The 24,562-nt window shown below is 65.7% G+C and carries 23 protein-coding genes; 15 read left to right on the plus strand and 8 right to left on the minus strand.

What is annotated here, in order from left to right; all coding sequences use genetic code 11:
- Positions 1-17: 17 nt before the first annotated feature.
- Both ACQPXH_RS07940 and ACQPXH_RS07945 read right to left on the minus strand, forming a co-directional pair.
- Complete coding sequence (locus ACQPXH_RS07940) at positions 18-497, minus strand: metallopeptidase family protein (RefSeq protein WP_330249994.1); 480 nt, start codon at positions 495-497, stop codon at positions 18-20.
- 60 nt (positions 498-557) lie between these two features.
- The gene (locus tag ACQPXH_RS07945) at positions 558-791 is read right to left on the minus strand and encodes a WhiB family transcriptional regulator (RefSeq protein ID WP_029901515.1); all 234 of its coding nucleotides are present in this window, start codon (positions 789-791) and stop codon (positions 558-560) included.
- Positions 792-1,319: 528 nt separating this feature from the next.
- On the opposite strand from ACQPXH_RS07945, the gene cofD reads away from it, so the two are divergent.
- The 15 genes from cofD (at position 1,320) to hpf (ending at position 16,711) form a co-directional block, all read left to right on the plus strand.
- Complete coding sequence (gene cofD, locus ACQPXH_RS07950) at positions 1,320-2,387, plus strand: 2-phospho-L-lactate transferase (protein ID WP_433601642.1); 1,068 nt, start codon at positions 1,320-1,322, stop codon at positions 2,385-2,387.
- Complete coding sequence (locus ACQPXH_RS07955; protein WP_433601643.1) at positions 2,384-3,748, plus strand: coenzyme F420-0:L-glutamate ligase; 1,365 nt, start codon at positions 2,384-2,386, stop codon at positions 3,746-3,748. Before cofD ends, ACQPXH_RS07955 begins: the two co-directional genes overlap by 4 nt.
- Before the next feature lie 76 nt (positions 3,749-3,824).
- Positions 3,825-4,340 carry an NUDIX hydrolase gene (locus tag ACQPXH_RS07960; RefSeq protein ID WP_433601644.1) on the plus strand — a complete coding sequence of 172 codons (516 nt, stop codon included), beginning with the start codon at positions 3,825-3,827 and terminating at the stop codon, positions 4,338-4,340.
- Positions 4,341-4,550: 210 nt separating this feature from the next.
- Positions 4,551-5,789 (plus strand): alkane 1-monooxygenase, encoded by a 1,239-nt coding sequence (locus ACQPXH_RS07965; RefSeq protein ID WP_433601645.1) that lies wholly within the window; start codon positions 4,551-4,553, stop codon positions 5,787-5,789.
- A gap of 2 nt (positions 5,790-5,791) precedes the next feature.
- The gene (locus ACQPXH_RS07970) at positions 5,792-5,965 is read left to right on the plus strand and encodes a rubredoxin (protein ID WP_433601646.1); all 174 of its coding nucleotides are present in this window, start codon (positions 5,792-5,794) and stop codon (positions 5,963-5,965) included.
- On the plus strand, positions 5,962-6,144 hold the full coding sequence (locus ACQPXH_RS07975; protein WP_433601647.1) for a rubredoxin: 183 nt from the start codon (positions 5,962-5,964) through the stop codon (positions 6,142-6,144). The genes ACQPXH_RS07970 and ACQPXH_RS07975 overlap by 4 nt, the downstream gene beginning before the upstream one ends.
- Positions 6,145-6,183: 39 nt before the next feature.
- Positions 6,184-6,804: a TetR/AcrR family transcriptional regulator gene (locus ACQPXH_RS07980; protein ID WP_433603365.1), complete on the plus strand. Its 621-nt coding sequence runs from the start codon at positions 6,184-6,186 to the stop codon at positions 6,802-6,804.
- A 191-nt stretch (positions 6,805-6,995) separates the two neighbouring features.
- Entirely contained in the window at positions 6,996-8,153 is a 1,158-nt protein-coding gene (locus tag ACQPXH_RS07985; RefSeq protein ID WP_433601648.1) for an alkane 1-monooxygenase, read from the plus strand.
- Positions 8,154-8,222: 69 nt separating this feature from the next.
- Complete coding sequence (ahcY, locus tag ACQPXH_RS07990; protein WP_433601649.1) at positions 8,223-9,707, plus strand: adenosylhomocysteinase; 1,485 nt, start codon at positions 8,223-8,225, stop codon at positions 9,705-9,707.
- A 101-nt stretch (positions 9,708-9,808) separates the two neighbouring features.
- Positions 9,809-10,456, plus strand: coding sequence for a dTMP kinase (locus ACQPXH_RS07995; protein WP_433601650.1), 648 nt, complete (start codon positions 9,809-9,811; stop codon positions 10,454-10,456).
- A 78-nt stretch (positions 10,457-10,534) separates the two neighbouring features.
- The gene (mtrA, locus tag ACQPXH_RS08000; protein ID WP_062984230.1) at positions 10,535-11,212 is read left to right on the plus strand and encodes an MtrAB system response regulator MtrA; all 678 of its coding nucleotides are present in this window, start codon (positions 10,535-10,537) and stop codon (positions 11,210-11,212) included.
- Between the two features lie 73 nt (positions 11,213-11,285).
- A complete protein-coding gene (gene mtrB, locus ACQPXH_RS08005; protein ID WP_433601651.1) occupies positions 11,286-13,226 on the plus strand; it encodes an MtrAB system histidine kinase MtrB in 1,941 nt (646 codons plus the stop codon).
- Positions 13,227-13,228: 2 nt separating this feature from the next.
- A complete protein-coding gene (lpqB, locus tag ACQPXH_RS08010) occupies positions 13,229-15,046 on the plus strand; it encodes an MtrAB system accessory lipoprotein LpqB (RefSeq protein WP_433603366.1) in 1,818 nt (605 codons plus the stop codon).
- Positions 15,047-15,119: 73 nt separating this feature from the next.
- The gene (locus tag ACQPXH_RS08015; RefSeq protein ID WP_433601652.1) at positions 15,120-15,764 is read left to right on the plus strand and encodes a ComF family protein; all 645 of its coding nucleotides are present in this window, start codon (positions 15,120-15,122) and stop codon (positions 15,762-15,764) included.
- Positions 15,765-16,009: 245 nt separating this feature from the next.
- The gene (gene hpf / locus ACQPXH_RS08020) at positions 16,010-16,711 is read left to right on the plus strand and encodes a ribosome hibernation-promoting factor, HPF/YfiA family (protein WP_433603367.1); all 702 of its coding nucleotides are present in this window, start codon (positions 16,010-16,012) and stop codon (positions 16,709-16,711) included.
- A gap of 330 nt (positions 16,712-17,041) precedes the next feature.
- Here hpf and bluB read toward each other — a convergent pair whose 3' ends face one another.
- The 6 genes from bluB to ACQPXH_RS08050 form a co-directional block, all read right to left on the minus strand.
- Complete coding sequence (gene bluB, locus ACQPXH_RS08025; protein WP_433603368.1) at positions 17,042-17,662, minus strand: 5,6-dimethylbenzimidazole synthase; 621 nt, start codon at positions 17,660-17,662, stop codon at positions 17,042-17,044.
- A 156-nt stretch (positions 17,663-17,818) separates the two neighbouring features.
- Positions 17,819-19,066: a fatty acid desaturase family protein gene (locus ACQPXH_RS08030; protein ID WP_433601653.1), complete on the minus strand. Its 1,248-nt coding sequence runs from the start codon at positions 19,064-19,066 to the stop codon at positions 17,819-17,821.
- Positions 19,067-19,165: 99 nt separating this feature from the next.
- Positions 19,166-20,581: a fatty acid desaturase family protein gene (locus tag ACQPXH_RS08035; RefSeq protein WP_433601654.1), complete on the minus strand. Its 1,416-nt coding sequence runs from the start codon at positions 20,579-20,581 to the stop codon at positions 19,166-19,168.
- Between the two features lie 80 nt (positions 20,582-20,661).
- On the minus strand, positions 20,662-21,846 hold the full coding sequence (locus ACQPXH_RS08040) for a ferredoxin reductase (protein ID WP_433601655.1): 1,185 nt from the start codon (positions 21,844-21,846) through the stop codon (positions 20,662-20,664).
- A 176-nt stretch (positions 21,847-22,022) separates the two neighbouring features.
- A complete protein-coding gene (locus ACQPXH_RS08045; protein WP_433603369.1) occupies positions 22,023-22,580 on the minus strand; it encodes a DUF6912 family protein in 558 nt (185 codons plus the stop codon).
- 7 nt (positions 22,581-22,587) lie between these two features.
- A complete protein-coding gene (locus ACQPXH_RS08050) occupies positions 22,588-24,000 on the minus strand; it encodes a WS/DGAT/MGAT family O-acyltransferase (protein WP_433601656.1) in 1,413 nt (470 codons plus the stop codon).
- Between the last annotated feature and the right edge of the window lie 562 nt (positions 24,001-24,562).

Below are 24,562 nucleotides of genomic sequence, written 5' to 3' on the forward strand. Positions count from 1 at the left end.
GCTCGGCGGTGTGTTCGTCACGCGCCTTCGGGATCGATGAGGTCCGGATCGACGCCGAGATAGGTAGCGATCTGCTGGACGAGGACCTCGCGCAGTAGATCGACCAGATCGTCGGGATCGCCCGCGCGCAGTTCGAGTGGCTTGCGGAACAACACAACTCGGGCGCGGGTGGCCACCCCGTGCCGGTCCACACCGGCCGGAATGAGTCGCGAGAGCGGCACCGGCCCGTCGGCCACCACCTCGTCCGGCCAGGTGACCGAATCCGGGTGCAGCGGACGGATTTTCGGCACGTCATCGACAGCGATATCGAGCTTGGTGAGTCGATCGTGCCACCGGGTGTCCAAGGGCGCGAAGGCCTCGAGGACCAGCCGGTCGAACTGCTGCCCCCTGGTGCGCCAGGCCGGCACCGTCGGTGGGAGCATCGGCCCGCGCACCCCGCGTCCACGACGGATCACCGATCGTGCGGTCGGTGGACGACGATTGCGGGAACGGGCCATGACTAAAACTTAGTCAGCCCGCCTCTGCTATGTGCACCCGAGGCGGGCCGACGCGAAGTTCTAGCCGATGCCGCGCTTCAGGCGGCGCCGCTCTCGTTCGGAGAGGCCGCCCCAGATGCCGAAGCGTTCATCGTGTGCGAGCGCGTATTCCAGGCACTCGTCGCGTACCTCGCAGCCCATGCAGATCCGTTTGGCCTCACGGGTCGAGCCGCCCTTCTCGGGGAAGAACGCCTCCGGATCGGTCTGTGCGCACAGGGCACGTTCCTGCCACTGCTCTTCGATCGATTCGAACATCTCGTCGAAGCCCGTCACGACCAAGCTGAGCCGGGGTGCGGTCACTCCGTCGGTCATCTCAGGCCCGATCCGGTCCGGTTCGATCCGACCGATCTCTGCGCAGACGCCACGTGCTGCGCCTGCTGTGGAATCGGTTTGCGATACGCCGCCCGGCATGCCCGAAGGGGCCAGCTCATTGGCCATCGCTCCGCCTCCTCACTGTGTGTTAGCGCAGATTGATTCTTTCCGCCGGACCAACACGCACACCGACGGCCGTACCCCGCGACGTTGTCCCGCGGACATCCCCGAGCTTGCCACTCCGGTGCGAACACTTGTTCGAAAAGCCGTCCGCGCCTTGAACTCTCGCGCGAACCCGAAATGACATGACTGTGATTAGACACGCCGAACGTGTCGATGGTCAAGTCGCCGTCGCAATTCCGTTACTATCCGCTACCACTTTCCGTTGCTGATCTTGAACGCGGAATAGCAAATGACCGGCAAATATGGTGCGAACCGCCGCCGCTCCGGCAGGGCATAGGCTGTGTCGATGTGACTCCACAACAAGCGGACACCGCTCCCGCAAGTGGGCCCAAGATCGCCGTCCTGGTTGGCGGGGTCGGCGGCGCGCGCTTCCTTCAGGGCGTCCGGGAATTACTGCCCGACGCGGATGTTTCCGCCATCGTCAATGTCGGTGACGACGTCTGGATGCACGGCCTCCGGATCTGCCCCGACCTCGATACCTGCATGTACACCCTCGGTGGTGGGATCGATACCGAACGCGGTTGGGGCCGGGTCGCCGAAACCTGGCACGCCAAGGAAGAACTGGCCAAATATCATGCCCAACCCGATTGGTTCGGTTTGGGGGATCGCGATATCGCGACGCACTTGGTTCGGACCGAAATGCTGCGGGCCGGGTACCCGCTCTCCGCGGTCACCGAGGCGTTGTGCAACCGGTGGCAGCCGGGCGTAAAACTCATCCCGGCTACCGACGATCGCTGCGAAACGCATGTTGTTGTCAGTGACCCCGACAACCCTGGCGAACGCCGCGCGATCCATTTCCAAGAGTGGTGGGTTCGCTATCGCGCGGACATCCAGACGCACGGATTCGCCACAATTGGGGCCGATGACGCCAAACCGGCGCCAAATGTGACACAGATCATAGCCGAGGCCGATGCGGTGTTATTGGCCCCGTCCAACCCCGTGGTGAGCATCGGCGCGATCCTCGCGGTGCCCGGCATTCGCGGCGCACTGCGCACCACCGAGGCCAAGGTGATCGGCATCTCCGGCGTGATCGACGGGAAGCCGCTGCGCGGTATGGCCGATGAATGTCTCTCGGTGATCGGCGTGGAAACCACCGCCGAGGCGATCGGGCGCCACTACGGCGCGCGCTCGGCCACCGGCATCCTGGACGGATGGCTGATCCACAGCACCGATACCGCGGATGTACCCGGTGTCGAAGTGCGCAGCGTGCCGCTATTGATGACCGATCCGCCGACCACCGCCGAAATGGTGCGGGAGGCGCTCGACCTGGCTGGGGTGAGCGAGCGCAGCGAGCGAACCAAAGACGCAGCGCCGCCGGTCATGGCGGCACCGAGCGTTGGCGAGGTGAAGCCATGACTACGCAAGAGCCATTTACGGAACCGGCCGATCACGGGGCGGGAGAGTTGCGGATCCTGCCGATCACCGGGCTGCCGGAATTCCGGCCCGGCGACGATCTCGCCGAACATATCGCCGCCGCCGCGCCCTGGTTGGTCGACGGCGACATCCTGGTCGTCACGAGCAAGATCGTCGCCAAGGTCGAGGGCCGCATCGTCGAGGCGCCGCTGGATCCGGAGGAGCGCGATACCGCGCGCCGCGCGCTGGTGGAGCAGGAGGCGGTACGCGTACTCGCCCGCAAGGGTCGCACGCTGATCACCGAGAACAAGCTCGGCATCGTGCAGGCCGCCTCCGGGGTGGACGGATCCAATGTCGAGCAGGGTGAGCTCGTGCTGCTGCCATCGGATCCGGACGGGAGTGCGAAGGCTTTGCGCACCGCGCTGTCCGAGCGGCTCGGGGTGGACGTCGCGGTGATCGTCACCGACACCATGGGCCGGGCCTGGCGCAACGGTCAGACCGATACCGCCATCGGCTCCGCCGGATTGCGGGTGCTGCACGACTATGCGGGCGCGGTCGACGGGCAGGGCAATGAACTGCATGTCACCCAGGTGGCGGTGGCCGACGAATTGGCCGCCGCCGCAGATCTGGTGAAGGGCAAGCTGGGTGGTGTTCCGGTCGCGGTGGTGCGCGGGCTGCCGATCACCGATGACGGCTCCTGCGCCGCGGATCTGCTGCGCGGCGGCACCGATGACCTGTTCTGGCTCGGCACGGCCGAGGCGATCGAGCAGGGGCGCTCCGAGGCATTGCTGCTGCGTCGCTCGATCCGTCAATTCGCCGATACCCCAGTCGATCCCGAACGCATCCGCGCCGCGGTCGCGAAGGCGCTCACCGCTCCCGCGCCGCATCACACCCGTCCGGTGCGCTTCGTCTGGGTCCGCAAGCCCGGTCTGCGCGCGCAACTGTTGGAGGCCATGGCCGAGCGGTGGCGGGCCGACCTCACCGCGGACGGTCTCGATCCGCAGCGGGTGCAACGTCGCATCGCCCGCGGTCGCATCCTGCACGACGCACCTGAGGTGATCATCCCGTTCTGTGTGCCGGACGGCGCACACGACTATCCGGATGAGCGGCGGCGCGGCAACGAACGCACCATGTTCACCGTCGCGGTGGGCGCGGCGGTACAGGGCCTGCTCGTCGCACTGGCCACCGAGGGCATCGGCAGCTGCTGGATCGGCTCGACCATCTTCGCTCCGGAGACCACCCGCGAGGTTCTCGGCCTTGCCGACGACTGGAACCCCTTGGGCGCCATCGCAATCGGCCACCCTCTGGAAGAACTCACCCCCCGTCCGGTCTTCGGGCCGGGCCCCGGCCTTGTCGAACTGTGAGCGAGCGTCAGCGAGTGAACGATCAACACAGCGTGCAATCGCACACGGCGGAGCCGAGCGCCGGCGAGGCGCAGTCGTGAGCGCGAGGTCGCTGCACGCCTCGGCAACACGGTTGCTGGAGGCGTGGAAGCCGACGGGGGTCGATGCCTCGCTGCGCGAGGCGATGCTCGCCTTCCTCGGATCCGCACCGCGCGGGTGTCTGCGCGAGCACGCACCGGGTCACATCACGGCCTCCGCCGTCGTCTTCTCGCACGACGAGCGCGAGGTGCTGTTGACGCTGCACCCGCGGGTCGGCCGCTGGATCCAACTCGGCGGGCACTGCGAGGAGGGTGACGAGACGGTGGCCGATGCCGCGCTGCGCGAGGCGACCGAGGAGTCCGGGATGACCGGCCTGCGCATGGATGCCGAACTATACGGTGCGCAGGCCCATCCGATCACCTGTTCGCTCGGCGTCCCGACCCGCCACCTCGACCTGTTGTTCCGCATCGTCGCGCCGCCCGGTGCGGTCCCGATCCGCAGCCATGAATCCACCGATCTGCGCTGGTGGCCGATCGACGCACTGCCCGACGACGCCGACGTTCTGCTTCGCTGAATCTCGACAGCTCGGCCGCCGTGTCATCCCGCCCTCGAGGGATGACACGGCGATCGTCGTATCGGGCGCACCGCGCTGTCCGATTTGCCGTTTCCGTCAGAGTTTACAAATTGATAAATTTGTCTAGACAGAAGACAAGTTGATCTCTAATGTCCAAGTAAGTGGTACTGCACATCACATGTGATGTGCCGCTCGGATGAGGAGACAACGATGTCCACGGAAACCCATGCGCCTGGCCGCCCGGCCGCAGCGACCGATTGGCGCGATCGCAAGCGATACATGTGGCTGTGGGGGTTGTTCGCGCCGACCGGCCTTTTCACCATCGGCCTTCCGCTGATCTGGGCATTCAACGAATTCGGCTGGCACGGGCTGGCCCAAGTGCCGTTCTGGCTGGGCCCGGTGCTGGTCTACGTGATGATCCCGCTGGCCGATATCTTCTTCGGCCCGGACGGCGACAATCCGCCCGACGAGGTGATGGAGTACCTGGAGAACGACAAGTACTACCGCTATCTCACCTACCTGTACCTGCCGTTCCAGTACGCGACGCTGATCTTGGGGTGCTACCTGATCAGTGCGGACAACCTGAGCTGGCTCGGCATCGACGGCGGGCTGCACATCGTCGACAAGATCGGCCTGGCCATCACCATCGGCATGATCGGCGGCATCGGCATCAATACCGCGCACGAACTCGGCCACAAGAAGGTCGATCTGGAGCGCTGGCTGTCGCGGATCGCCCTGGCCCAGTCCTGCTACGGCCACTTCTATATCGAGCACAACCGCGGCCATCACGTGCGTGTCGCCACGCCTGAGGATCCCGCGAGTTCCCGTGTCGGCGAATCGTTCTGGGCCTTCTGGCCACGCACGGTACGTGGCAGCTTCATCTCCTCGTGGCGGCTGGAGAAGACTCGGCTGGATCGGCTGGGCAAGAAGTCGTGGAGTCTGCGCAACGAGGTGCTCAGCGCCTGGCTGATGTCGGTGGCGTTGTTCGCGGTCCTGCTCGCGGTGTTCGGGATCGGCCTGCTGCCGTATCTGATCCTGCAGGCGGTCGTCGGCTTCAGCCTGCTGGAGGCGGTCAACTATCTCGAGCACTACGGACTGGTCCGCCAACGCACCGCATCCGGCCGGTACGAGCGGCCCGCTCCCGTGCACAGCTGGAACAGCGACCACATCGTCACCAATATCTTCCTGTACCACCTGCAGCGGCACAGTGATCACCACGCGTACCCGACCCGCCGCTATCAGACGCTGCGCAGTTGGGACGGTGCGCCGAATCTGCCGAGCGGCTATGCCAGTATGATCCTGCTCGCCTATTTCCCGCCGCTGTGGCGGCGGGTGATGGACAAGCGGGTGCTCGCGCATTACGGCGGCGATATCACCCGCGCCAATATTCATCCGGCCAAGCGGGACAAGGTGATCGCGCGCTACGGCACGGCCGCATCGGAGGTGTGATCATGAGCAGATTTCGTTGTCCCGTCTGCGATTACGTCTACGATGAGCTGAAAGGCGCACCACACGAAGGGTTTCCGGCAGGCACGGCGTGGGAACAGATACCCGACGACTGGTGCTGTCCGGACTGCGGTGTGCGCGAGAAGATCGACTTCGAACCGATGGAGGTTCCCCAATGACGGAATACAAATTGTTTCAGTGCATCCAGTGCGGCTTCGAGTACGACGAGGCCAAGGGCTGGCCGGAGGACGGGATCGAGCCGGGCACCCGTTGGGACGACATTCCCGACGATTGGACCTGCCCGGACTGCGGCGCCGCCAAGGCCGACTTCTTCATGGTCGAGATCGAACGGTCGTGAGTTTTGACTGCGGCAACCACCCGTGACAACCTCGCGGGTATGCCGCGCAACGGACCCAGAGTTTCCTATCAGGAGGCCGCGCGGGAACTTCTGCGTACCTCTGTCCTGGATTCGATGCGCGAACTGCTCACCGAGCGGGACTGGTCCAAGATCACCCTCGGTGATGTAGCCACCCGAGCCGGTGTCAGCCGGCAGACCCTCTACAACGAATTCGGTTCGCGCGCCGGGCTTGCGCAGTCCTATGCGCTACGCCTTGCCGACGATCTGGTCGATCACGTCGGCTCCGCGATCGACGGCAATATCGGCGACGCGCGCGCCGCATTCGGAGAGGGGCTGCGCGATTTCTTCCAGGCCGCCGCCGCCGACCCGCTGGTCCAGTCGCTGGTCGCCGGTGAGGTGAAGCTGGATCTGTTGCGGCTCATCACCCTTGATGCCGAGCCGTTGCTCGAACATGCGACCGCTCGGCTGTCCATCGCATTCGAGCACAGCTGGGTGCAGGCGACGGCCGCCGAATCAGACGTGCTGGCACAGGCTTTGGTGCGTATCGCGCTGAGCTACATCCCCACCCCGCCCGCGGCCGGGCGCAATGCGCCCGCCGAATTGAGTGCCGTCTTCAGTCCGTACGTCGAGGCGATTCTCGCCGCGCGCGAACAGCGTTGATCCCACCGCTGGGATTTGACCGTTTGCGGTGAGTATGCCCTGATCATGGCTACAGATGCAGGGTGCTCAAAACCAACTGCCACGCATCTAACGATTGACATCTTCCGACGCCACGCCGCTGTGTAACGGTCGTAAGGTCTGTATGTATTGTCAAGCGTCGGAGTTCGGGTACTTATTTAGCGGGGGCAAACGTGCAAACGCTTGGCAAACCGGCGGGGTCGCCCGACCCCAAACGCCATCTGTGGGTTCTCGGCCTGATCGCTCCTGCGATCGCTTTGTTGCCATCGCAGCTGGTCTTGCATACCGGTGCCCCGGTCTTCTGGTGGATCGGGCCGATCATCGTATTGATCGTCATCCCGGTGCTGGACTGGGTCGTCGGCGTGGACGGCAGCAATCCGCGCGACGAGGATTACGAGTTGCTGTCCAACGATCGGTACTACCGCTGGTGCACCTATCTGTTCCTGCCGGTCCAGTTGGTCGGCCTGATCATCGCCGCGGTCATGTGGTCGAGCGACGAGCTGGCCGTGCTCGACAAGCTCGGGCTGGCAGCGACTCTCGGCTTCGTCAGCGGTATTGGCATCAACGCGGCGCATGAACTCGGGCATCGGGTCGAACATCTGGAGCGCTGGCTGGCCAAGATTTCGCTTGCGCAATCCGGATACGGACATTTCTTCGTCGAGCACAACCGCGGCCATCACGCGCGGGTGGCGACGCCGGAGGATCCGGCCAGTGCCAGGATGGGCGAATCGCTCTGGGAGTTCTTGCCGCGCAGTATTTCCGGCGGATACCGCTCGGCCGTCCGGCTCGAACGCGAGCGACTCATCCGCAAAGGTAAACGCTGGTTCAGCATGGACAACCAAGTCCTGCAGGCGTGGGCGATGAGTGTGGTGCTGTTCGGCACGCTGTTGGCGATCTTCGGCTGGCATGTGCTGCCGTATCTGGCGCTGCAGGCGGTGATCGGCGTCATGCTGCTGGAGACGGTGAACTACATCGAGCACTACGGACTGCTGCGGGCCCGCCGCCCCAACGGCCTTTACCTGCGCTGCTCGCCGCGCGACAGCTGGAACAGCGACCATTTGGTCACCAACGTCTTCCTGTTCCATCTGCAGCGGCACAGCGATCACCACGCGAATCCGGGGCGCCGCTACCAGACCCTGCGCAGTTCGATGCAGGCGCCGCAGCTGCCCGCCGGATACCTGTCCATGATCGTGTTCGCGGCCATCCCGCCGCTGTGGCGACACATGATGGATCACCGCGTACTGGCCCATTACGGCGGCGACATCACCCTCGCGAATATCCAGCCGCGTAAGCGCCGTCGGATCCTGATGTCCCATGGCGTGACCGCCTAGTCCGGCGGGCGCGCTCAGCGGTTAGCCTTGACCCGGTACTGACGAACCAGGAGAGGCTGATAGAGGCAGATGACGACCTCAGAACTTCCCGCACGCACGTCCCTGACCGCCGATGTCCGCAACGGCATCGATTACAAGGTGGCGGACCTGTCACTGGCCGAATTCGGTCGCAAGGAGATCCGCCTCGCCGAGCACGAGATGCCCGGTCTGATGGCGCTGCGCCGCGAGTACGCGGAGGTGCTGCCGCTGCGGGGTGCGCGCATCTCGGGTTCGCTGCACATGACCATCCAGACCGCCGTGCTGATCGAGACGCTGACCGCGCTGGGCGCCGAGGTCCGCTGGGCCTCCTGCAATATCTTCTCCACCCAGGACCATGCCGCCGCCGCGGTCGTCGTCGGACCGCACGGCACCGTGGACGAGCCCAAGGGCACCCCGGTCTTCGCCTGGAAGGGCGAGACCCTGGAGGAGTACTGGTGGGCCGCCGAGCAGATGCTGACCTGGCCGGGCGAGCCGGCCAATATGATCCTCGACGACGGCGGTGACGCCACCATGCTCGTGCTGCGCGGCGCGCAGTTCGAGAAGGCGGGCCTGGTGCCGCCGGAGGACGAGGACCACTCGACCGAGTACAAGGTCTTCCTGAACCTGCTGCGCGAGCGCTTCGAAACCGATAAGACCAAGTGGAGCAAGATCGCCGCATCGGTGCAGGGCGTCACCGAGGAGACCACCACCGGCGTGCTGCGGCTCTACCAGTTCGCGGCTGCGGGCGAGTTGGTGTTCCCGGCGATCAACGTCAACGACTCGGTCACCAAATCCAAGTTCGACAACAAATACGGCACCCGCCACTCGCTCATCGACGGAATCAACCGGGGCACCGATGTTTTGATCGGTGGCAAGAAGGTGCTGATCTGCGGCTACGGCGACGTCGGCAAGGGCTGCGCGGAATCGCTTGCGGGACAGGGCGCCCGGGTGCAGGTCACCGAGATCGATCCGATCAACGCGCTGCAGGCGCTGATGGACGGCTACGACGTCGTGACCGTCGAGCAGGCGATCGGGCACGCCGATATCGTCATCACCTCGACCGGCAACAAGGACATCATCACCCTCGACCACATGAAGGCGATGAAGGACCAGGCCATCCTCGGCAATATCGGTCACTTCGACAACGAGATCGATATGGCGGCCCTGGAGCGTTCCGGCGCAACGAAATTGAACATCAAGCCGCAGGTGGACCTCTGGACGTTCAAGGAGTCCGGCAAGTCCATCATCGTGCTGTCCGAGGGCCGGCTGCTGAATCTCGGCAATGCGACCGGACATCCGTCGTTCGTGATGTCGAACAGCTTCTCCAATCAGGTGATCGCGCAGATCGAACTGTGGACCAAGCCCGACGAGTACGACAACGAGGTCTACCGTCTGCCCAAGCATCTGGACGAGAAGGTCGCGCGCATCCACGTGCAGGCGCTCGGCGGCACGCTGACCAAGCTCACCAAGGATCAGGCCGAGTACATCGGCGTCGATGTCGAGGGCCCGTACAAGCCCGAGCACTACCGCTACTGAGCCGGCGCAGGTAGCGCCGAAAAGACCTGCGCCCCGCCGACCGAGCCCGGTCGGCGGGGCGCTGTCGTTCGGTGCCGTGGCCTGGCGGTAGCCTGCTCGCCATGGGCGTGTTGATAGCGGTCGAGGGCCTCGACGGCGCCGGGAAGCGGACGCTGATCGACACTGTTGTCGCGAACCTGCGCGCGCGGGGCCTGCGCGCGGAAACACTCGCGTTTCCGCGCTATGACCGGTCCGTCCACGCGGATCTCGCCGCCGAGGCGTTGCGTGGCGGCCATGGCGATCTCGCCGATTCGGTGCACGGCATGGCGCTGATGTTCGCACTCGATCGGGCCGCCGCGCGCGACGACCTGTCGAAGCTGTTGGCCGACAACGACATCGTGATCCTGGACCGCTACGTGGCCTCCAACGCCGCGTATTCGGCTGCGCGCCTGCATCAGTCGGCCGACGGCGAAATCGTGCGCTGGGTGGGCGAATTGGAGTTCGGCCGGTTCGAGTTGCCGGTGCCGACGCTGCAGTTGTTGCTGGACGTGCCGACCGAGGTCGCGGCCGAGCGTGCCCGGCTGCGTGGCGAACTCGACGACAGTCGCGCACTCGATGCCTACGAGCGCGACGGCGGATTACAGCGACGCACCGGCGAGGTGTACCGTGAGCTGGCCGAACGGGACTGGTACGGGCCGTGGTCGAGATACCGATCCGATGACGATCCGGCGACGCTGACTACTCGGTTGGTCGAAATTGTTGCTGGATAAGGTTGGATGTGCGGCGGGATTGCACCAGTGTTGGCGTGGCGGCCCGTTCCGAGCGCGAGAGATGACAACATAGTACTTATGAAGCCGAAGATTCTGGTCGTCGACGACGATATGGCACTCGCTGAGATGCTGACGATCGTCTTGCGCGGGGAAGGGTTCGACCCGCATGTGGTCGGCGACGGCACGCAGGCGCTGGCGGCGGTTCGGGAGATTCGTCCCGATCTGGTGCTGCTCGACCTGATGCTGCCGGGCATGAACGGTATCGACGTGTGCCGGGTGCTGCGGGCCGACTCAGGAGTTCCGATCGTGATGCTCACGGCGAAGACCGATACGGTCGACGTCGTGCTCGGTCTGGAGTCCGGTGCCGACGATTACATCGTCAAACCCTTCAAGCCGAAGGAACTCGTCGCCCGCGTGCGTGCGCGCCTGCGGCGCACCGAGGAGGAGCCGGCCGAGCTGCTCTCCATCGCCGACATCGTCATCGATGTGCCCGCGCACAAGGTGACCCGCGGCGGTGCGCAGATCTCGCTGACACCGCTGGAGTTCGATCTGCTCGTCGCGCTGGCACGCAAACCGCGTCAGGTCTTCACCCGTGAGGTCCTGCTCGAGCAGGTCTGGGGCTACCGGCACGCGGCCGACACCCGCCTGGTGAACGTGCACGTGCAGCGGTTGCGGGCGAAGGTGGAGAAGGATCCCGAGAATCCGGAGATCGTGCTGACCGTCCGCGGTGTGGGCTACAAGGCCGGACCCCCGTGAGCGAGCGCAGCGAGCGAACCGAAGACACAGTGTTCGCGAGAACGGCGCAGCCGAGCGCCAGCGAGGCGAAGCCGTGATCGGTGGCGACGCGGATCGTTCGACCGCCTCGCCCGGTGTGGTGCAGCGCCTCGAACGGTCCCTCGCGCCGGTGGTCGCCTGGCTCAAGGAAGTCGGCAGCGCACTCGGTCATGTTTGGCGGCGTTCGCTGCAATTGCGCGTCATCGTGTCCACACTCACCCTGTCGCTGATCGTCATCACGATCCTCGGCGTGGTGCTGACCAGTCAGATCACCGATCGGCTGATCGACGCGAAGATCAACGGCGCGGTCGAGGAGATGGATCGCGCCCGCAATACGGTGGAGAGCCAGCTCGCCGGTGTGCACGATATCGGCACCCAGCAGCAGCGGCTCATCGATGCCCGCAACGCGCTGTCCAACCGCGGCGGGACCGGCCAATCCACCGGTGTCGCAGGCAGTTTCGATTCCGCGCTGAGCATTGTCGGCGGTACCCCGCAGCAGCAGATCTCGACCGGGCCGATCCAGGAGGTGCCCGAGGAACTGCGCCGCTTCATCGCGCGCAACCAGGTCAGCTACCAGTTCGCCACGGTCGCGGATCCGGACGGCTACCACGGCCGGGCGCTGATCGTCGGCAGCCCGAGCGCGGAGATTCCGACGCTGCAGATCTACCTGATCTTCCCGCTGACCAATGAGGAGCGCAGCCTGTCGCTGATGCGCGGCACCATGTTGATCGGCGCCGCCGTGCTGCTGGTGCTGTTGGCCGCGATCACCGCACTGGTCACCCGGCAGGTGGTGCTGCCGATCCGCTCGGCCGCGCGGATCGCGGGCCGTTTCGCCGACGGCAGGCTCAAGGAACGCATGCTGGTGCGCGGCGAGGACGATATGGCGCGGCTGGCTCAGGCCTTCAACGAGATGGCCGAGAGCCTGTCCAACCAGATCAACGAGTTGGCGGAATTCGGAAATCTGCAGCGTCGCTTCACCTCCGATGTCAGCCACGAGCTGCGCACCCCGCTGACCACCGTCCGCATGGCCGCCGATCTGATCCACGGCAGCAGCGACGATCTCGATCCGGCGCTGGCCCGCAGTTCGGAATTGCTGGTGACCGAACTCGACCGCTTCGAGGGTCTGCTCAACGATCTGCTCGAGATCAGCCGTCACGACGCCGGGGTGGCCGAACTGCAGGTCGAATCGCTCGACGTGCGGATGTGCGCGCGGGCTGCGATCTCCACCGTGCGGCATCTGGCCAAGGAATCCGGTGTCGAGGTGGTCATCGATATGCCGGAGGAGCCGCTGGTCGCCGAGGTCGATCCGCGGCGGGTGGAGCGGGTGCTGCGCAATCTGCTGGCCAATGCGATCGACCACAGTGAGAGCAAACCGGTGCTGATCCGGATGCGCGGCGATGTGGACGCCAATGCGGTCGCGGTGATCGTGCGCGATCAGGGTGTCGGCCTGCGGCCCGGTGAGGAGAAGTTGGTCTTCAACCGGTTCTGGCGTTCGGACCCGTCCCGGATGCGGCGTTCCGGCGGCACCGGACTCGGTCTGTCGATCAGCGTCGAGGACGCCAACCTGCACGAGGGCAAGCTCGAGGCGTGGGGCGAGATCGGTGTCGGCGCGAGCTTCCGGCTCACCCTACCGCTGGTGCGCGGCAAGAAGATGGGCGCGAGCCCGCTGCCGCTGGAACCGGTGCTGCGCAAGGCATTGCCCGCGCCGCGGGTGGATCCCGAACCGGTCGAGGATCCGGCCGCCGACGCGTCGGAAGCCGACGCCACGGTCACCGAGTTGCCGGTGATCCGCGTCGAGACCAACGGTGGCGAAGCGCTCCCGAGTGGAACCGCGGAACCGACGGACACCGATGCGACGGACGCGAAGGACTCGAACGGTGTCGGTTCGATCGAACCCACCAATGGCACGGGACCGGAGACCGAGCAAACCGAATCCACCGGGCCGAAGCAGGCCGGGCACAGCGTGCCGGGTGACGGCGGGGACGTACAGTCATGAGGATGCGTAGCTGGTATCCGAGGCGCACCTCGCTCCGGCTGTCCGCGCTCGGTGCGGCGGCCGTAGCTGCGCTGTTGGTGCTCACCGGATGCGCGAGCCTGCCGGAATCCTCCGCACCGCAGGCGCTCGGCACCATCAATCGCCAGCCCACCTCCGACGGTCCGCCGCCGCCCATCGGCGGTCGGGATCCGGACCTGTTGCTCCGCGATTTCCTGCAGGCCACCGCGGATCCGGCCAACCGGCACCTGGCCGCACGGCAGTACATGACACCGTCGGCATCGGCGCAGTGGGACGACACGGCGGGCACGCTGATCGTGGACAGGGCCGATACCCTGCGCGAATCGCGCTCGGGCGATAAGGCGACCTATGTGATCCGGGCGCACAAGGTCGGCGAACTGGCCGCCGACGGCGCCTATCGGGCGATCGACGCGCCTTTGGAAAACAAGATCGAAATGACCAAGGTCGACGGCGAGTGGCGCATCGACGAGCTGCCCGACGGCGTGGTGATGGAGCAGACCGCCTTCGCCAAGTCCTACCGCCGCTACGTCCTGTACTTCATCGACCCGACCGGCACCACCGTCGTCCCCGATCTGCGCTGGATCTCGGTGGCCAAGAACCAGCTGGCGCAGCGCCTGCTCAGCCTGCTGGTCGAGGGCACCCAGCCCGCGCTCACCTCGGTCGTGCGCAATCAACTCGCACCACCGGTGACCCTGCGCGGCCCGATCACCAGGCCGAACAATGACGACAACGACGTCGGTGTCGGGCTCGGCGGCGTGCGCATCGATTTCGCCGGCGCTTCCGGGTTGTCCCCGCGCGATAAAGAACTCCTCGCCGGACAGGTGGTACTCACGCTGGCGGGTGCGGAAATTCTCGGACCGTACATGCTGCTCGCCGACGGCAAACCGTTCGACGATCGCTTCGCCGCCAACGGCTGGTCGGTCGCCGATGTCGAACAGCTGAGCCCAGCTGTCTACGCGCGCAACCAGATCGGGTTGCACGCGCTGCGCAACGGCTCGCTGGTGCAGGTCACCGACAGCGGGATGATCACACCGCCCGGCTACTTCGGTGCGGTGAACAATCTGCAGTCGGTTGCCCTCTCCCCGGACGGTCAATTGGTGGCCGCGGTCGCCGACGCCGGACGTCCGCCGCCGGAGCCGCCGCGCACACTGATGGTCGGCAGCTACGGCGGCAACGCCTTCCCGGTCGCCGAGGGCTCCACCATCAGCCGACCGTCCTGGAATGCCGACGGCACCGCCGCCTGGGCCGTGATCGACGGCGAACGGGTCATCCGCGCCGTCAACGATCGCGCCACCGGAAACGTCTCGGTACAGGATGTGGACATCTCGGCCCTGATGGCCTCGGCACAGGGATCGCCGCTGCGGCTGCCGATCACCGAGTTGCGGGTATCACGCTCGGGTGTGCGCGCGGCCCTCATCGCCGACGGCAAGGTCTATGTGGCGGTGGTCGAACGACGCCCGGACGGCAAATACGCGCTCACCTCACCGGTGCCGCTCGCGCTCTCGCTCAGCACCCGCGCGGTTTCGTTGAGCTGGCTCACCGCGGACACCATCGTCATTGCCAGGGAGGGCAATGTCGATCCGCTCTCGACCGTCTCCATCGACGGATCCCAATTCGCTCCGCAGACCAGCCAGAATCTGACCGCGCCGGTCCGGGTGGTCAGTGCCTCGCCGGAGACCGAGTACGTCGGCGACTCGCGGGCGGTGCTCCAACTGCAGTACAGCGAGCAGACCTCCGACCGGTTCTGGCGCGAGGTGCCCGGCCTCAACGGCGACAACTCGGTTCCGGTGCTACCCGGCTGATCGTCGGCACCGAAACGAGTACTGCGCCACCGATATTCGTGAATCTGTCGGTGGGTGGGCGCAGACTCGGGCGATGCGAACCCTGTTGGATCTGATCGTGGCGACGGCCTGTGCCGGATGCGGTGTGGCGGGTGTGGGCTGGTGTGCGGACTGTGCGGCCACCCTGGCCGGGCCGCCGATGCGGGTGCGGCCGCGCGCCGATCCGGATGTGCCGTGCTGGGCGCTGGCGCCGTATGCGGGCCCAGCGCGGCGGGCTGTGCTCGCGGCGAAGGAGCACGGGCGTCGAGATTTGGCCGAGCCGATGGGGCTGGCACTTGCCTATGCTCTGGCGCGACTGCGCGATGACGAGCGGTCGCTGGTATTGATCCCGGCACCGAGTCGGCGGGTGTCCGCGCGCCGCCGCGGCGGAGATCCGGTGGTGCGCACGACGCGGGCAGCGGCGCGGTGGCTGCCGGATAGCCGTGTGATATCGATGTTGCGGGTGTGGTGGGGTGTGCGCGATTCGGTGGGCTTGACAGTCGGTGAGCGACAACACAATCTGCGCGGTCGGGTCGTGGCCCGGCCAGGCACCGGAGCTGGGTCGGAAATCGCGGCGAATGCCGAGGTCGTACTGGTCGACGATGTGCTCACGACCGGCGCTACGGCCCGCGAATCGGTGCGCGCACTCGACCGGATCGGGGTGCCGGTACGTGCAGTGCTGGTGACGTGTTCGGCTTGACTCCGGGAAATTTGCGTGAACAGTGGCGGACCGCCCGTTGACGTACTAGCGTCGCGATCACACACCCGAACCGGGAGTTTGGAGGTGGCGCCTCGGACATCATGTGCCGAGAGATTGTCTATCGGCACGGCTCATCCCGCCGCACGCACGCTGGTCTGTGCGGCCATATCCGGGAGGTACGCGTGACGACTTCTTCACGACCTTCAGTGAAAGACGCCCTCGCTGTGAAAGAAACACAGGCCTCGGTGCTCGATGACAGCACCCTGGATGCGACAGAGCAATCCACAGCGGACCGACCTCGCGCCCCGCGCGGCGATGTCGTGGTGAAGGGCCGCAATGTGGAGGTCCCCGACCATTTCCGAATTTACGTCGCGGAGAAACTCTCCCGTGTCGAACGCTTCGATCCTTCGATATTCATCTTCGATGTGGAGTTGTTCCACGAGCGCAATCGTCGTCAGCGTAAGGCCTGCCAGCGCGTCGAGATCACCGCGCGCGGCAAGGGCCCGGTCGTCCGGGCGGAGGCATGTGCGGACAGCTTCTATGCTGCCCTCGAATCGGTGACCGCCAAGCTGGAGAGCCGGCTGCGTCGGACCAAGGATCGCCGCCGCGTCCACTACGGGGACAAGACCCCGGTCTCGGTGGCCGAGGCGACTGCCGATCTGATCGATGACTCATTGTTCGCTCAGGCGGAGGGCGCCACCGCACACGAGCATCCCGAGGCCGGACGTAGCCGGCACGAAGCCGAGTCCCCGGATTACGCGGCAGGCCCCGGCCATATCGTCCGAACCAAGATCCATTCCGCGACCCCGATGTCGGTCGACGACGCCCTCTATCAGATGGAGCTCGTCGGGCACGACTTCTTCTTCTTCCAGGACAAAGAGACCGACCGACCGTCTGTCGTCTACCGTCGCCACGCATTCGACTACGGCCTGATCCGGCTCGCGTAGTACAGCGCTTCCCTGGTTCTCCGGGTATTCAGCGCATCAGTTGAATGCCCGGAGAATATTGTTGTTGTCTGTGTAACAACTGATTTCGTAAGCACATGGGTAACTCATCGGGACGTCCAAACCTCAGCCAGGCTGTCGACCACCGGGTGGGTTTCGCTAGCGTGCTGCGGTGGATCCCGTTGTCCTGCACCGACTTCCCGGGGTCTTGCCGTCCCGGAGCCGTTCGAGAGTTCGCCGAGCGTAGTCGAATGGTGGTTGGGGTGGGGTTTTGGGCCGCCATTCGACTACCCCGGATGAGTCCGAAGCGCCATTTGACTGCGCTCGATCAGCTCAGGCGCGGAAGGTTTCGTGGTGGACTGCTTCGGTGAGGGGGCGGCCGGTGCGCCAGCCGAAGCGTTCGAGGTCGGGTACGCGTTGGAATTCGTCTACGGGGCCGACACACAGCCAGGCGACCGGGCGGACGCCGTCGGGTAGGCCGACGAGGTCGGTGAGGAATTCGGCGTCGTAGAACGAGACCCAGCCGACGCCGATCTGCTCGGCGGTGGCGGCCAGCCAGAGGTTCTGGATGGCGAGAACCGCCGAGTAGATACCGGTTTCGGGGACGGTGGCGCGGCCGAGGACCTGCGGTCCGCCGCGGTCGTGGTCGTAGGTGACCACGATGCCGGTGCCGCTCTCGGTAATGCCCTCGATCTTGATCGGGTCGAAGGTCGCCGCCCGATCCGGCGGCAGTGCGTCGCGGAATTCGATCCGCTTCTGTGCGACGTGGTCGGCGAACTTCCACAGCGTCGCATGCTCGCGCACCACGACGAAGTCCCACGGCTGCGAGTTGCCGACACTGGGCGCGCGATGTGCGGCATCGAGTATCCGCCACAGCGTCGCATCGTCGACGAGGTCACCGGTGAACTCGGCCCGTACATCCCGCCGCGTCCGGATGGCCTCGTAAACGCTCAGATCTTCAGCACACACACCCTCAGTCAACCAGCCGCAACCGGCGCTCCCGCCGAGGCCCAGGCGGATACCACGAGCCCGCCGCGCCAGGACTGGCCGGCCCATCGAAAGACGAAGGCGCCCACGGATTTCCGTGGGCGCCCTCGGTGCGACTGGGCGTCAGGCGACGGAAACGGCCCGACGGGCGAACCGGCGGCGCCCATCTTTCAGCGCCGTGCGCAGCCCGCGACGCTTACCGGTGACCGGGTCGAAGCTCGGCGTGGTGGAGCCGTCGAATTTGCGCTCCGAGGCGGTCTCGGGGGCGTCGTCGACGGTCGCCCGCAGGTACTTGTTCGGCAGCGCCAGCTTCAGGATGGTGCGCCAGGACTTGAAGTACTGCACCGGAAGCGAGCCGGTGGTGTAGGGCAGGTCGTACTTCTCGGCCAGGGCGCGCACCCGCACCGCGATATCGGCGTAGCGGTTGCTCGGCAGATCCGGGAACAGGTGGTGTTCGATCTGGTGGCTCAGATTGCCGGTCATGAAGTGCAGGACCGGACCGCCGGAGATATTGGCGCTGCCCAGCATCTGGCGCAGGTACCACTGGCCCTTGGATTCGCCGTCGATATCGGCCTTGGTGAATTTCTCCGCGCCATCCGGGAAGTGGCCGCAGAAGATCACCGCATTGGTCCAGACATTGCGGATGATATTGGCGGTCAGGTTCGCGGTGAGCGTCGAGAAGAAAGCGGGCCCGGTGAGCAGCGGGAACAGCAGGTAATCCTTACCGGCCTGCTTGCCGATCTTTACCAGCACCTCGCGGCGCTTGACCTCGAATGCGGCCCGTGCCGGCGAGCCCTCCTTCAGTCGGTGCACCTTGCCCAGCTCCAGATGCTGGATCGCGACGCCGTATTCGAAGAACAGCTGCAGCACCAGGTTGTAGACCGGATTGCCGATATTGAACGGCTTCCACCGCTGATCCCGGGTGACGCGCAGCAGGCCGTAGCCGATGTCGTCGTCCATGCCCAGCACGTTGGTGTACTTGTGGTGCAGGTAGTTGTGCGTTTGCTTCCAGTGCTTGGACGGGCCGGTGTTATCCCATTCCCAGGTGCTGGAGTGCACTTCCGGATCGTTCATCCAGTCCCACTGCCCGTGCATGACGTTGTGCCCGATCTCCATATTCTCGATGATCTTTGCCGTGCTGAGCAGGGCAACACCGGCGAGCCAGGCGGGCGGCAGGAAACTGGCGAACAGCACCGTGCGGCCGCTGATCTCGAGCGCGCGCTGCAGGCGGATGACATTGCGGATATACCGCGCGTCGCGAGCACCGCGCGAGGACTCGATATCGCGCCGGATCGCGTCGAACTCCGCACCGAGTGCCTCCACATCGGCTTCGGTGAGGTGCGCGTATTCCTTGACATCCGAGATCGCCATGGCGGTTACAGTACCGTAAGTTACGAGACCGTAGGTTGCCGGGACGGTCACCGGGGTGTGGCAAATCCCCCATTGCAAACGTGGCTGGAGAATGTTATCTCATGGCCGACGACGGCTGCGACGGATCGCCCGCTCGCGCATGGCCTTTCGCTGCAGCGTCGCCTTCTCCTGACGTGCCTTTTCCTGCAGCGCCAGCTTGGCCTCGCGCAGCACTTCCTTCTCGTGCCGAGCTTTTTCCCGCAACACCACCTTGGCCTCGTTCAGCGCCGAACGCAAGCCGCGACGCTTACCGGTCTCGGGGTCGACGGGCAGCCAGTGCGTCTCGTTCCACTTGTCGGCCCAGCGCTCGGCATTCGGCATCGACGGCATGGCGGGCAGCGAGATGCCGGCGAATTTGCGCTCCGAGGAGGTCTCCGGTGCGTCGTCGGCGGTGCGCTTGAGGAAGCGGTCCGGCAGTGCGAGCTTGTGGATGGTCCGGAAGGCAAGCAGATACTGCTTGCCGAGCGAGCCGGTGGTGTAGGGCAGGTCGTACTTGTCGCACAGTTCGCGGACCCGCTCGGCGATTTCCGGATACCGGTTGCTGGGCAGGTCGGGGAACAGGTGATGTTCGATCTGGTAGCAGAGATTGCCGCTCATGAAGGCCATGGCGGGTCCGGCCTTGAAGTTGGCGCTGCCGAGCATCTGGCGCAGATACCATTCGCCGCTGGTCTCGCCCTCGAGCTGTTCGATGGTGAATTTCTCGGCGCCGTCGGGGAAGTGGCCGCAGAAGATCACCGCGTAGGCCCACAGGTTGCGTACCAGGTTGGCGGTCGCATTCGCCTTCAGCGTGGACTTGAACGCCGGTCCGGTGAGTGCCGGGTAGATCAGGAAGTCCTTGGCCACCTGACGGCCGATCTTGCGACCGAAGTCTTTGTTCGGCACCGACATCAGCTGACGGCGCGGCGCACCGGAGAGTTCCTTCTCGATGCTCCAGTCGTGCAGTGCGATACCCCATTCGAAGGTGGCCGCGAGCAGGATATTGGCCAGCGGCTGGATCAGATGGATCGGCCGCCACTGCTCGTCGCGGGTCATCCGCAGGATGCCGAAGCCGAGGTCCTCATCCTTGCCGAGCACATTGGTGTAGGTGTGGTGCGAATAGTTGTGCGCCCGCCGCCACTGCACCGAAGGCCCGGTCATATCCCACTCCCAGGTGCTGGAGTGGATTTCCGGATCGTTCATCCAGTCCCATTGCCCGTGGCTGATGTTGTGCCCGAGCTCCATATTCTCGATGATCTTGGCGACCGACAGCAGAGCCGTCCCCGCCAGCCAGGCCCACCGGTTGCGGCTGCCGAACAGGACACCGCGTGCGAGCACTTCGAGCCCGCGCTGCGCCGTGATCGTGCGCCGGATGTACTTGGCGTCACGTTCGCCGCGGGACAGCTCGACGGAGCGCCGGATGGAATCGAGTTCCTGCCCCAGTGTTTCGATGTCGGCCGCCGTGAGATGGGCGAACGCCTTGATATCGGTGATGGCCACCGGGGTCCTTTCCCTGACTGGATGTACCTCGAGGGTACCTGTCGGATCCCCCCGAGGGTGCGTCTGCGAGTGTCGCTGTCTCAGACGTCGAGTGCGCAGTCGCCCGCCGCGGCCGAGATACAGGTCTGCACCTTGTCGCCCTCGCGGCGCTCGTCACCGTTGCGCAGGTCGCGGGCATGTCCGGAAGTCAGTGTGACGACACAGGTTTGGCAGATGCCCATCCGGCAGCCGAACGGCATCTGCACACCGACGGATTCGCCCGCTTCCAACAGACTGGTAGCGCCGTCGACCTCCACGGTGCGCCCGGTCTTGTCGAATGTGACCGTGCCGCCCTCGCCGACGGCCGAGCGCTCGATCTCGAAGCGCTCGACATGCAGCCGGTCGCTGATGTCGGCCGCACGCCAGTGCTGTTCGATCTCGTCGAGCATGGCGGCCGGCCCGCAGGCCCAGGTCTGGCGCTCGCGCCAATCCGGGAAGTGTTCGTCGAGTGTGGTGAGGGAGAACCGGCCCTGCTCGTCGGTGAGGTGCAGATGCGAGGAGAAGCTGGGGCGGCGATCGTGCAGATCGCGCAGTTCGGCCCCGAACATCACATCGTCGCGGGTGCGCGCGGAGTGCACATGTACGACATCGGTGACCACGTCGCGGCGATCCAGCGCGCGCAGCATGGACATGACCGGGGTGATACCGCTGCCCGCGGTGAGGAACAGCACCTTTTCCGGCGGCGGCGACGGCAGCACGAAACCGCCCTGCGGTGCGGCCAACCGGACGATGGTGCCCGCGGCGACACCGCTCACAAGGTGGCTGGACAGGAAACCCTCGGGCATCGCCTTGACCGCGATGGAGATCAGCCGCTTGCTGTGCTGTCTCCCACCCTGCTCCCGCCCGCGTCGTTCCGGATCGGTCCAGTTCGGCGGGCAGGTCAGCGAGTACGAGCGCCAGTGCCAGCGGCCGTCGACCAGAATGCCGATGCCGATGTATTGACCCGGCTCGTATTTCCAGTCGAAGCCCCAGCCCGGCTTGATGACCAGGGTGGCCGAATCGGCGGTTTCCTTGCGTACCTCGACAATTCGGCCGCGCAGCTCACGCGCCGACCACAGTGGATTCGCCAGGTGCAGATAGTCGTCGGGCAGCAGTGGCGTGGTGACGCGCGCGACAGCGCCGCGCAGTACGTTCAGCCGTCCACCGCGTTCGGCGACTTCCGCCGCCGGAGCCTCCAGCCACTCCCGGACCGTTCGCACCGAGAGTGCCGCTTTTTTCAAGACCATTGCCGCCGTTCGTCTCCCTGTCCTAGCGACCGGTGAAGCCGCCTCGCAGCCAGGTTACGGCATCGTAGGTTAGTGCGGGATGTGCAGGTTGCCGCGTCACGATTCCAGCTCGCCGGCGCTCGGCTCCGCCGTGCCCAGAAGGGCGCTGTGAGATCGGTTCACTCGCTGGCGCTCGCTCACAGCAATTCGAGCAGGAACGGCAGCTCCTGGGCGGCGTACCAGGCCAGCTGATGGTCCTCGGCATCACCGAGCACGAATTCGGCATCGGCGTCGCCGAGGTCGGCGGCATCGACGACATCGACCGCCTTGGCCACCTCGGGCTCGGCCTCGGCCAGGTCGACGTGCACCGAGGCGATCCGGTCGTAGCCGATCGTTCCGGCCAATCGCACCACCGCGTCGTCGAGGTCGGGGCGCAGCTTCGCACCGGTCACATCGGCGGCGATGACCGCGCGGCGATAGACCGGGCTGTGGTAGGTGGTGGCTGGGTCGTCGGCGTCGTCGGCGTCGTCGTCGGACGCCTCGGTGGCCTCCTCGCGCTCGGCGGCGAGCAGGCGCAGCGAGGCCCGCGCGGCCTCGGCCATCGCGACCTCGGCCAATTCTTCGTCGTCCCCGGAGGCATAGGCCTCGCGCAGTGTCGGCGTGACCGCGAAGGCGGTGCCGCCGGCGGGGCGCAGTTCCCGGTTCGCGACGAGCTCGCGCAGCATCGGCACGGTGGCGGGTATATAGACCCGCATGGTGTTCTCAGACGCAGGCACCGAGCATCTCCTCCATGGACTCGTGCACCGACGCGGCCAGCACGCCGATATCGGCCATCGCGTCGCGGTCGGCGTTGAGTCCGTAGAAGACGCGTCCGTCATAGGACGTGATCCCGATGCTCGAGGCCTGGTTGCGCAGCAGCGGCGACACCGGATACATCTCCAGCATCCGCGCGCCGCCGACATACATCGGGGTCTGCGGACCCGGTGCGTTGGTGATCACCAGATTGAACGTGTGCTCTGCGAACGTACTCGCCGCCCGCACACTCATCGCATGCAGGCTCGCCGGAGCGAAGCCGGCCAGGTGCACCAGGGTGCGCGCCCGCACGCCGCGCCGGTGCTTGCTGTTGGCCTCGGTGGCATGGGAGATATGCGATAGGCGCATCACCGGATTCGGTTCGCCCACCGGAAGGTCGATGAGGAACGAGGAGACCTCGCTGGTCGGTTTCAACTGGTCGTCGATGCCTTCGACATAGACCGACATGGGCACCACCGCGCGCAGCACGGTCGATTCGGTGAGCGCTTCACCGCGCGAGAGCAGCCAATTGCGCAGCGCCCCGGTGACGACGGCCAGGATCGCATCATTGATCGAGCATTCGAAGCGCTTGCGGATCTTGCGGTAGTCCTCCAGATCCGTGCGCACCACATCGAAGCGGCGGTTGCGCGAGGTCTTGGCGTTGAGCGGGCTGTCGGGTGCGCCGACGGTGGCCGCACGGACGGCCGAAACCATCGAATCCACCGCCTTGCCCGCGGCCTCGACCACCGAGAACGCGTGCGCGCTCGCGTCGCGCGCCACCTCGAGCGCCTCGCGCGGCTGCGCGGCCAGGTGGGTGAGCGCGCCGATCAGCAGTTCCATCTCGTTGGGTTCGCGCGGCGCCACCCAGGCGTCGTCGGCGATACCGCGCGGTGATGCGCTGGTATCGAGGATGACGTGCCCGATCTCGAGTGCGGTATCCCCGTCGACGAGCGCCGAATGGGTTTTGGTGAAGATCGCGGACCGGCCCTCGGCCAGGCCCTCGATCAAATACATCTCCCACAGCGGGCGGCTCTGATCGAGCGGTCGCGAAGCCAGCCGCGCAACCAGATCGTGCAGCTGGCAATCGTTGCCCGGCTCGGGCAGTGCGGAGCGGCGGATGTGATAGGTGATGTCGAAATGGCTGTCCTCGACCCAGACCGGGCGGCCGAGCGCGAACGGGACTTCGCGGACCTTCCTGCGATAGCGGGGGACCAGCGAAAGCCTGCTCTCCACCAGATCGACCAGTCTGTCGTAGTCGAGTGCCGTTTCCCCCTGTGCAGAGTCGCTACCTCGGACGATCGCGAGAGAGCCGATATGGATCGGATTGCTGCTCGACTCGAGCTGATAGAACGACGCGTCCTGCGGCGTCAATCTCGTGATCACGCTGCCCGGTGCTCCTTCCGATGTGGCTCCCACCCGAGCCGTCTCATCGCCCATTGTGGTCGCCCACAACGGTTCGTCCTGCCCCCTGTGGCATATCCAGCGATATTCGCGCACCCCCTTTACCCACGCCTGGTTCCGTGGAAGGCTGCGTTGGCTCGAGACCGGAGGAACTCGATTCGCACACATTAATCGGGGTGCCGCATAACGGATGCCTTTTGAGCTGCGCTGCCCCTTGGTGTCGTCACGTGCCGTCGGATGACGGGTCGTCCCTGGTAGGCAGGGCTCGCGGCGTCCGGCACGACGAACGACTACATCGTATGACACCCACGCTGAAACGGGTTCCGGTCCATCGGATTCCCAACCGATCCGAGCGCCGACACACGGGTACGGTGAAAAGAAACGGCTGACGCCTCGGCGGTAGCGGCGGATGCGGCGCTATGTCGCTGGTCATCGGCACCTAACATGGATGCCGCCATTACCATGAAGCGTGCTGCGGATTCCGCCGTGCTCGGCGGGGGCCGTGTGCACACTGCCCGCCCCGGGTGACGGCCGAACATTTGAC

It is taken from the genome of Nocardia sp. CA-135953, assembly GCF_050955735.1.
Taxonomy (GTDB): Bacteria; Actinomycetota; Actinomycetes; order Mycobacteriales; family Mycobacteriaceae; genus Nocardia.

Bases quoted from the DNA above. Each gene is read 5' to 3' on its own strand.
- ACQPXH_RS07940 (WP_330249994.1), bottom strand. From the start codon at position 497: ATGGCCCGTTCCCGCAATCGTCGTCCACCGACCGCACGATCGGTGATC.
- ACQPXH_RS07945 (WP_029901515.1), bottom strand. From the start codon at position 791: ATGTTCGAATCGATCGAAGAGCAGTGGCAGGAACGTGCCCTGTGCGCA.
- ACQPXH_RS07955 (WP_433601643.1), top strand. From the start codon at position 2,384: ATGACTACGCAAGAGCCATTTACGGAACCGGCCGATCACGGGGCGGGA.
- ACQPXH_RS07965 (WP_433601645.1), top strand. From the start codon at position 4,551: ATGTCCACGGAAACCCATGCGCCTGGCCGCCCGGCCGCAGCGACCGAT.
- ACQPXH_RS07970 (WP_433601646.1), top strand. From the start codon at position 5,792: ATGAGCAGATTTCGTTGTCCCGTCTGCGATTACGTCTACGATGAGCTG.
- ACQPXH_RS07975 (WP_433601647.1), top strand. From the start codon at position 5,962: ATGACGGAATACAAATTGTTTCAGTGCATCCAGTGCGGCTTCGAGTAC.
- ACQPXH_RS07980 (WP_433603365.1), top strand. From the start codon at position 6,184: ATGCCGCGCAACGGACCCAGAGTTTCCTATCAGGAGGCCGCGCGGGAA.
- ahcY (WP_433601649.1), top strand. From the start codon at position 8,223: ATGACGACCTCAGAACTTCCCGCACGCACGTCCCTGACCGCCGATGTC.
- ACQPXH_RS07995 (WP_433601650.1), top strand. From the start codon at position 9,809: ATGGGCGTGTTGATAGCGGTCGAGGGCCTCGACGGCGCCGGGAAGCGG.
- mtrA (WP_062984230.1), top strand. From the start codon at position 10,535: ATGAAGCCGAAGATTCTGGTCGTCGACGACGATATGGCACTCGCTGAG.
- lpqB (WP_433603366.1), top strand. From the start codon at position 13,229: ATGCGTAGCTGGTATCCGAGGCGCACCTCGCTCCGGCTGTCCGCGCTC.
- ACQPXH_RS08015 (WP_433601652.1), top strand. From the start codon at position 15,120: ATGCGAACCCTGTTGGATCTGATCGTGGCGACGGCCTGTGCCGGATGC.
- ACQPXH_RS08030 (WP_433601653.1), bottom strand. From the start codon at position 19,066: ATGGCGATCTCGGATGTCAAGGAATACGCGCACCTCACCGAAGCCGAT.
- ACQPXH_RS08040 (WP_433601655.1), bottom strand. From the start codon at position 21,846: ATGGTCTTGAAAAAAGCGGCACTCTCGGTGCGAACGGTCCGGGAGTGG.
- ACQPXH_RS08045 (WP_433603369.1), bottom strand. From the start codon at position 22,580: ATGCGGGTCTATATACCCGCCACCGTGCCGATGCTGCGCGAGCTCGTC.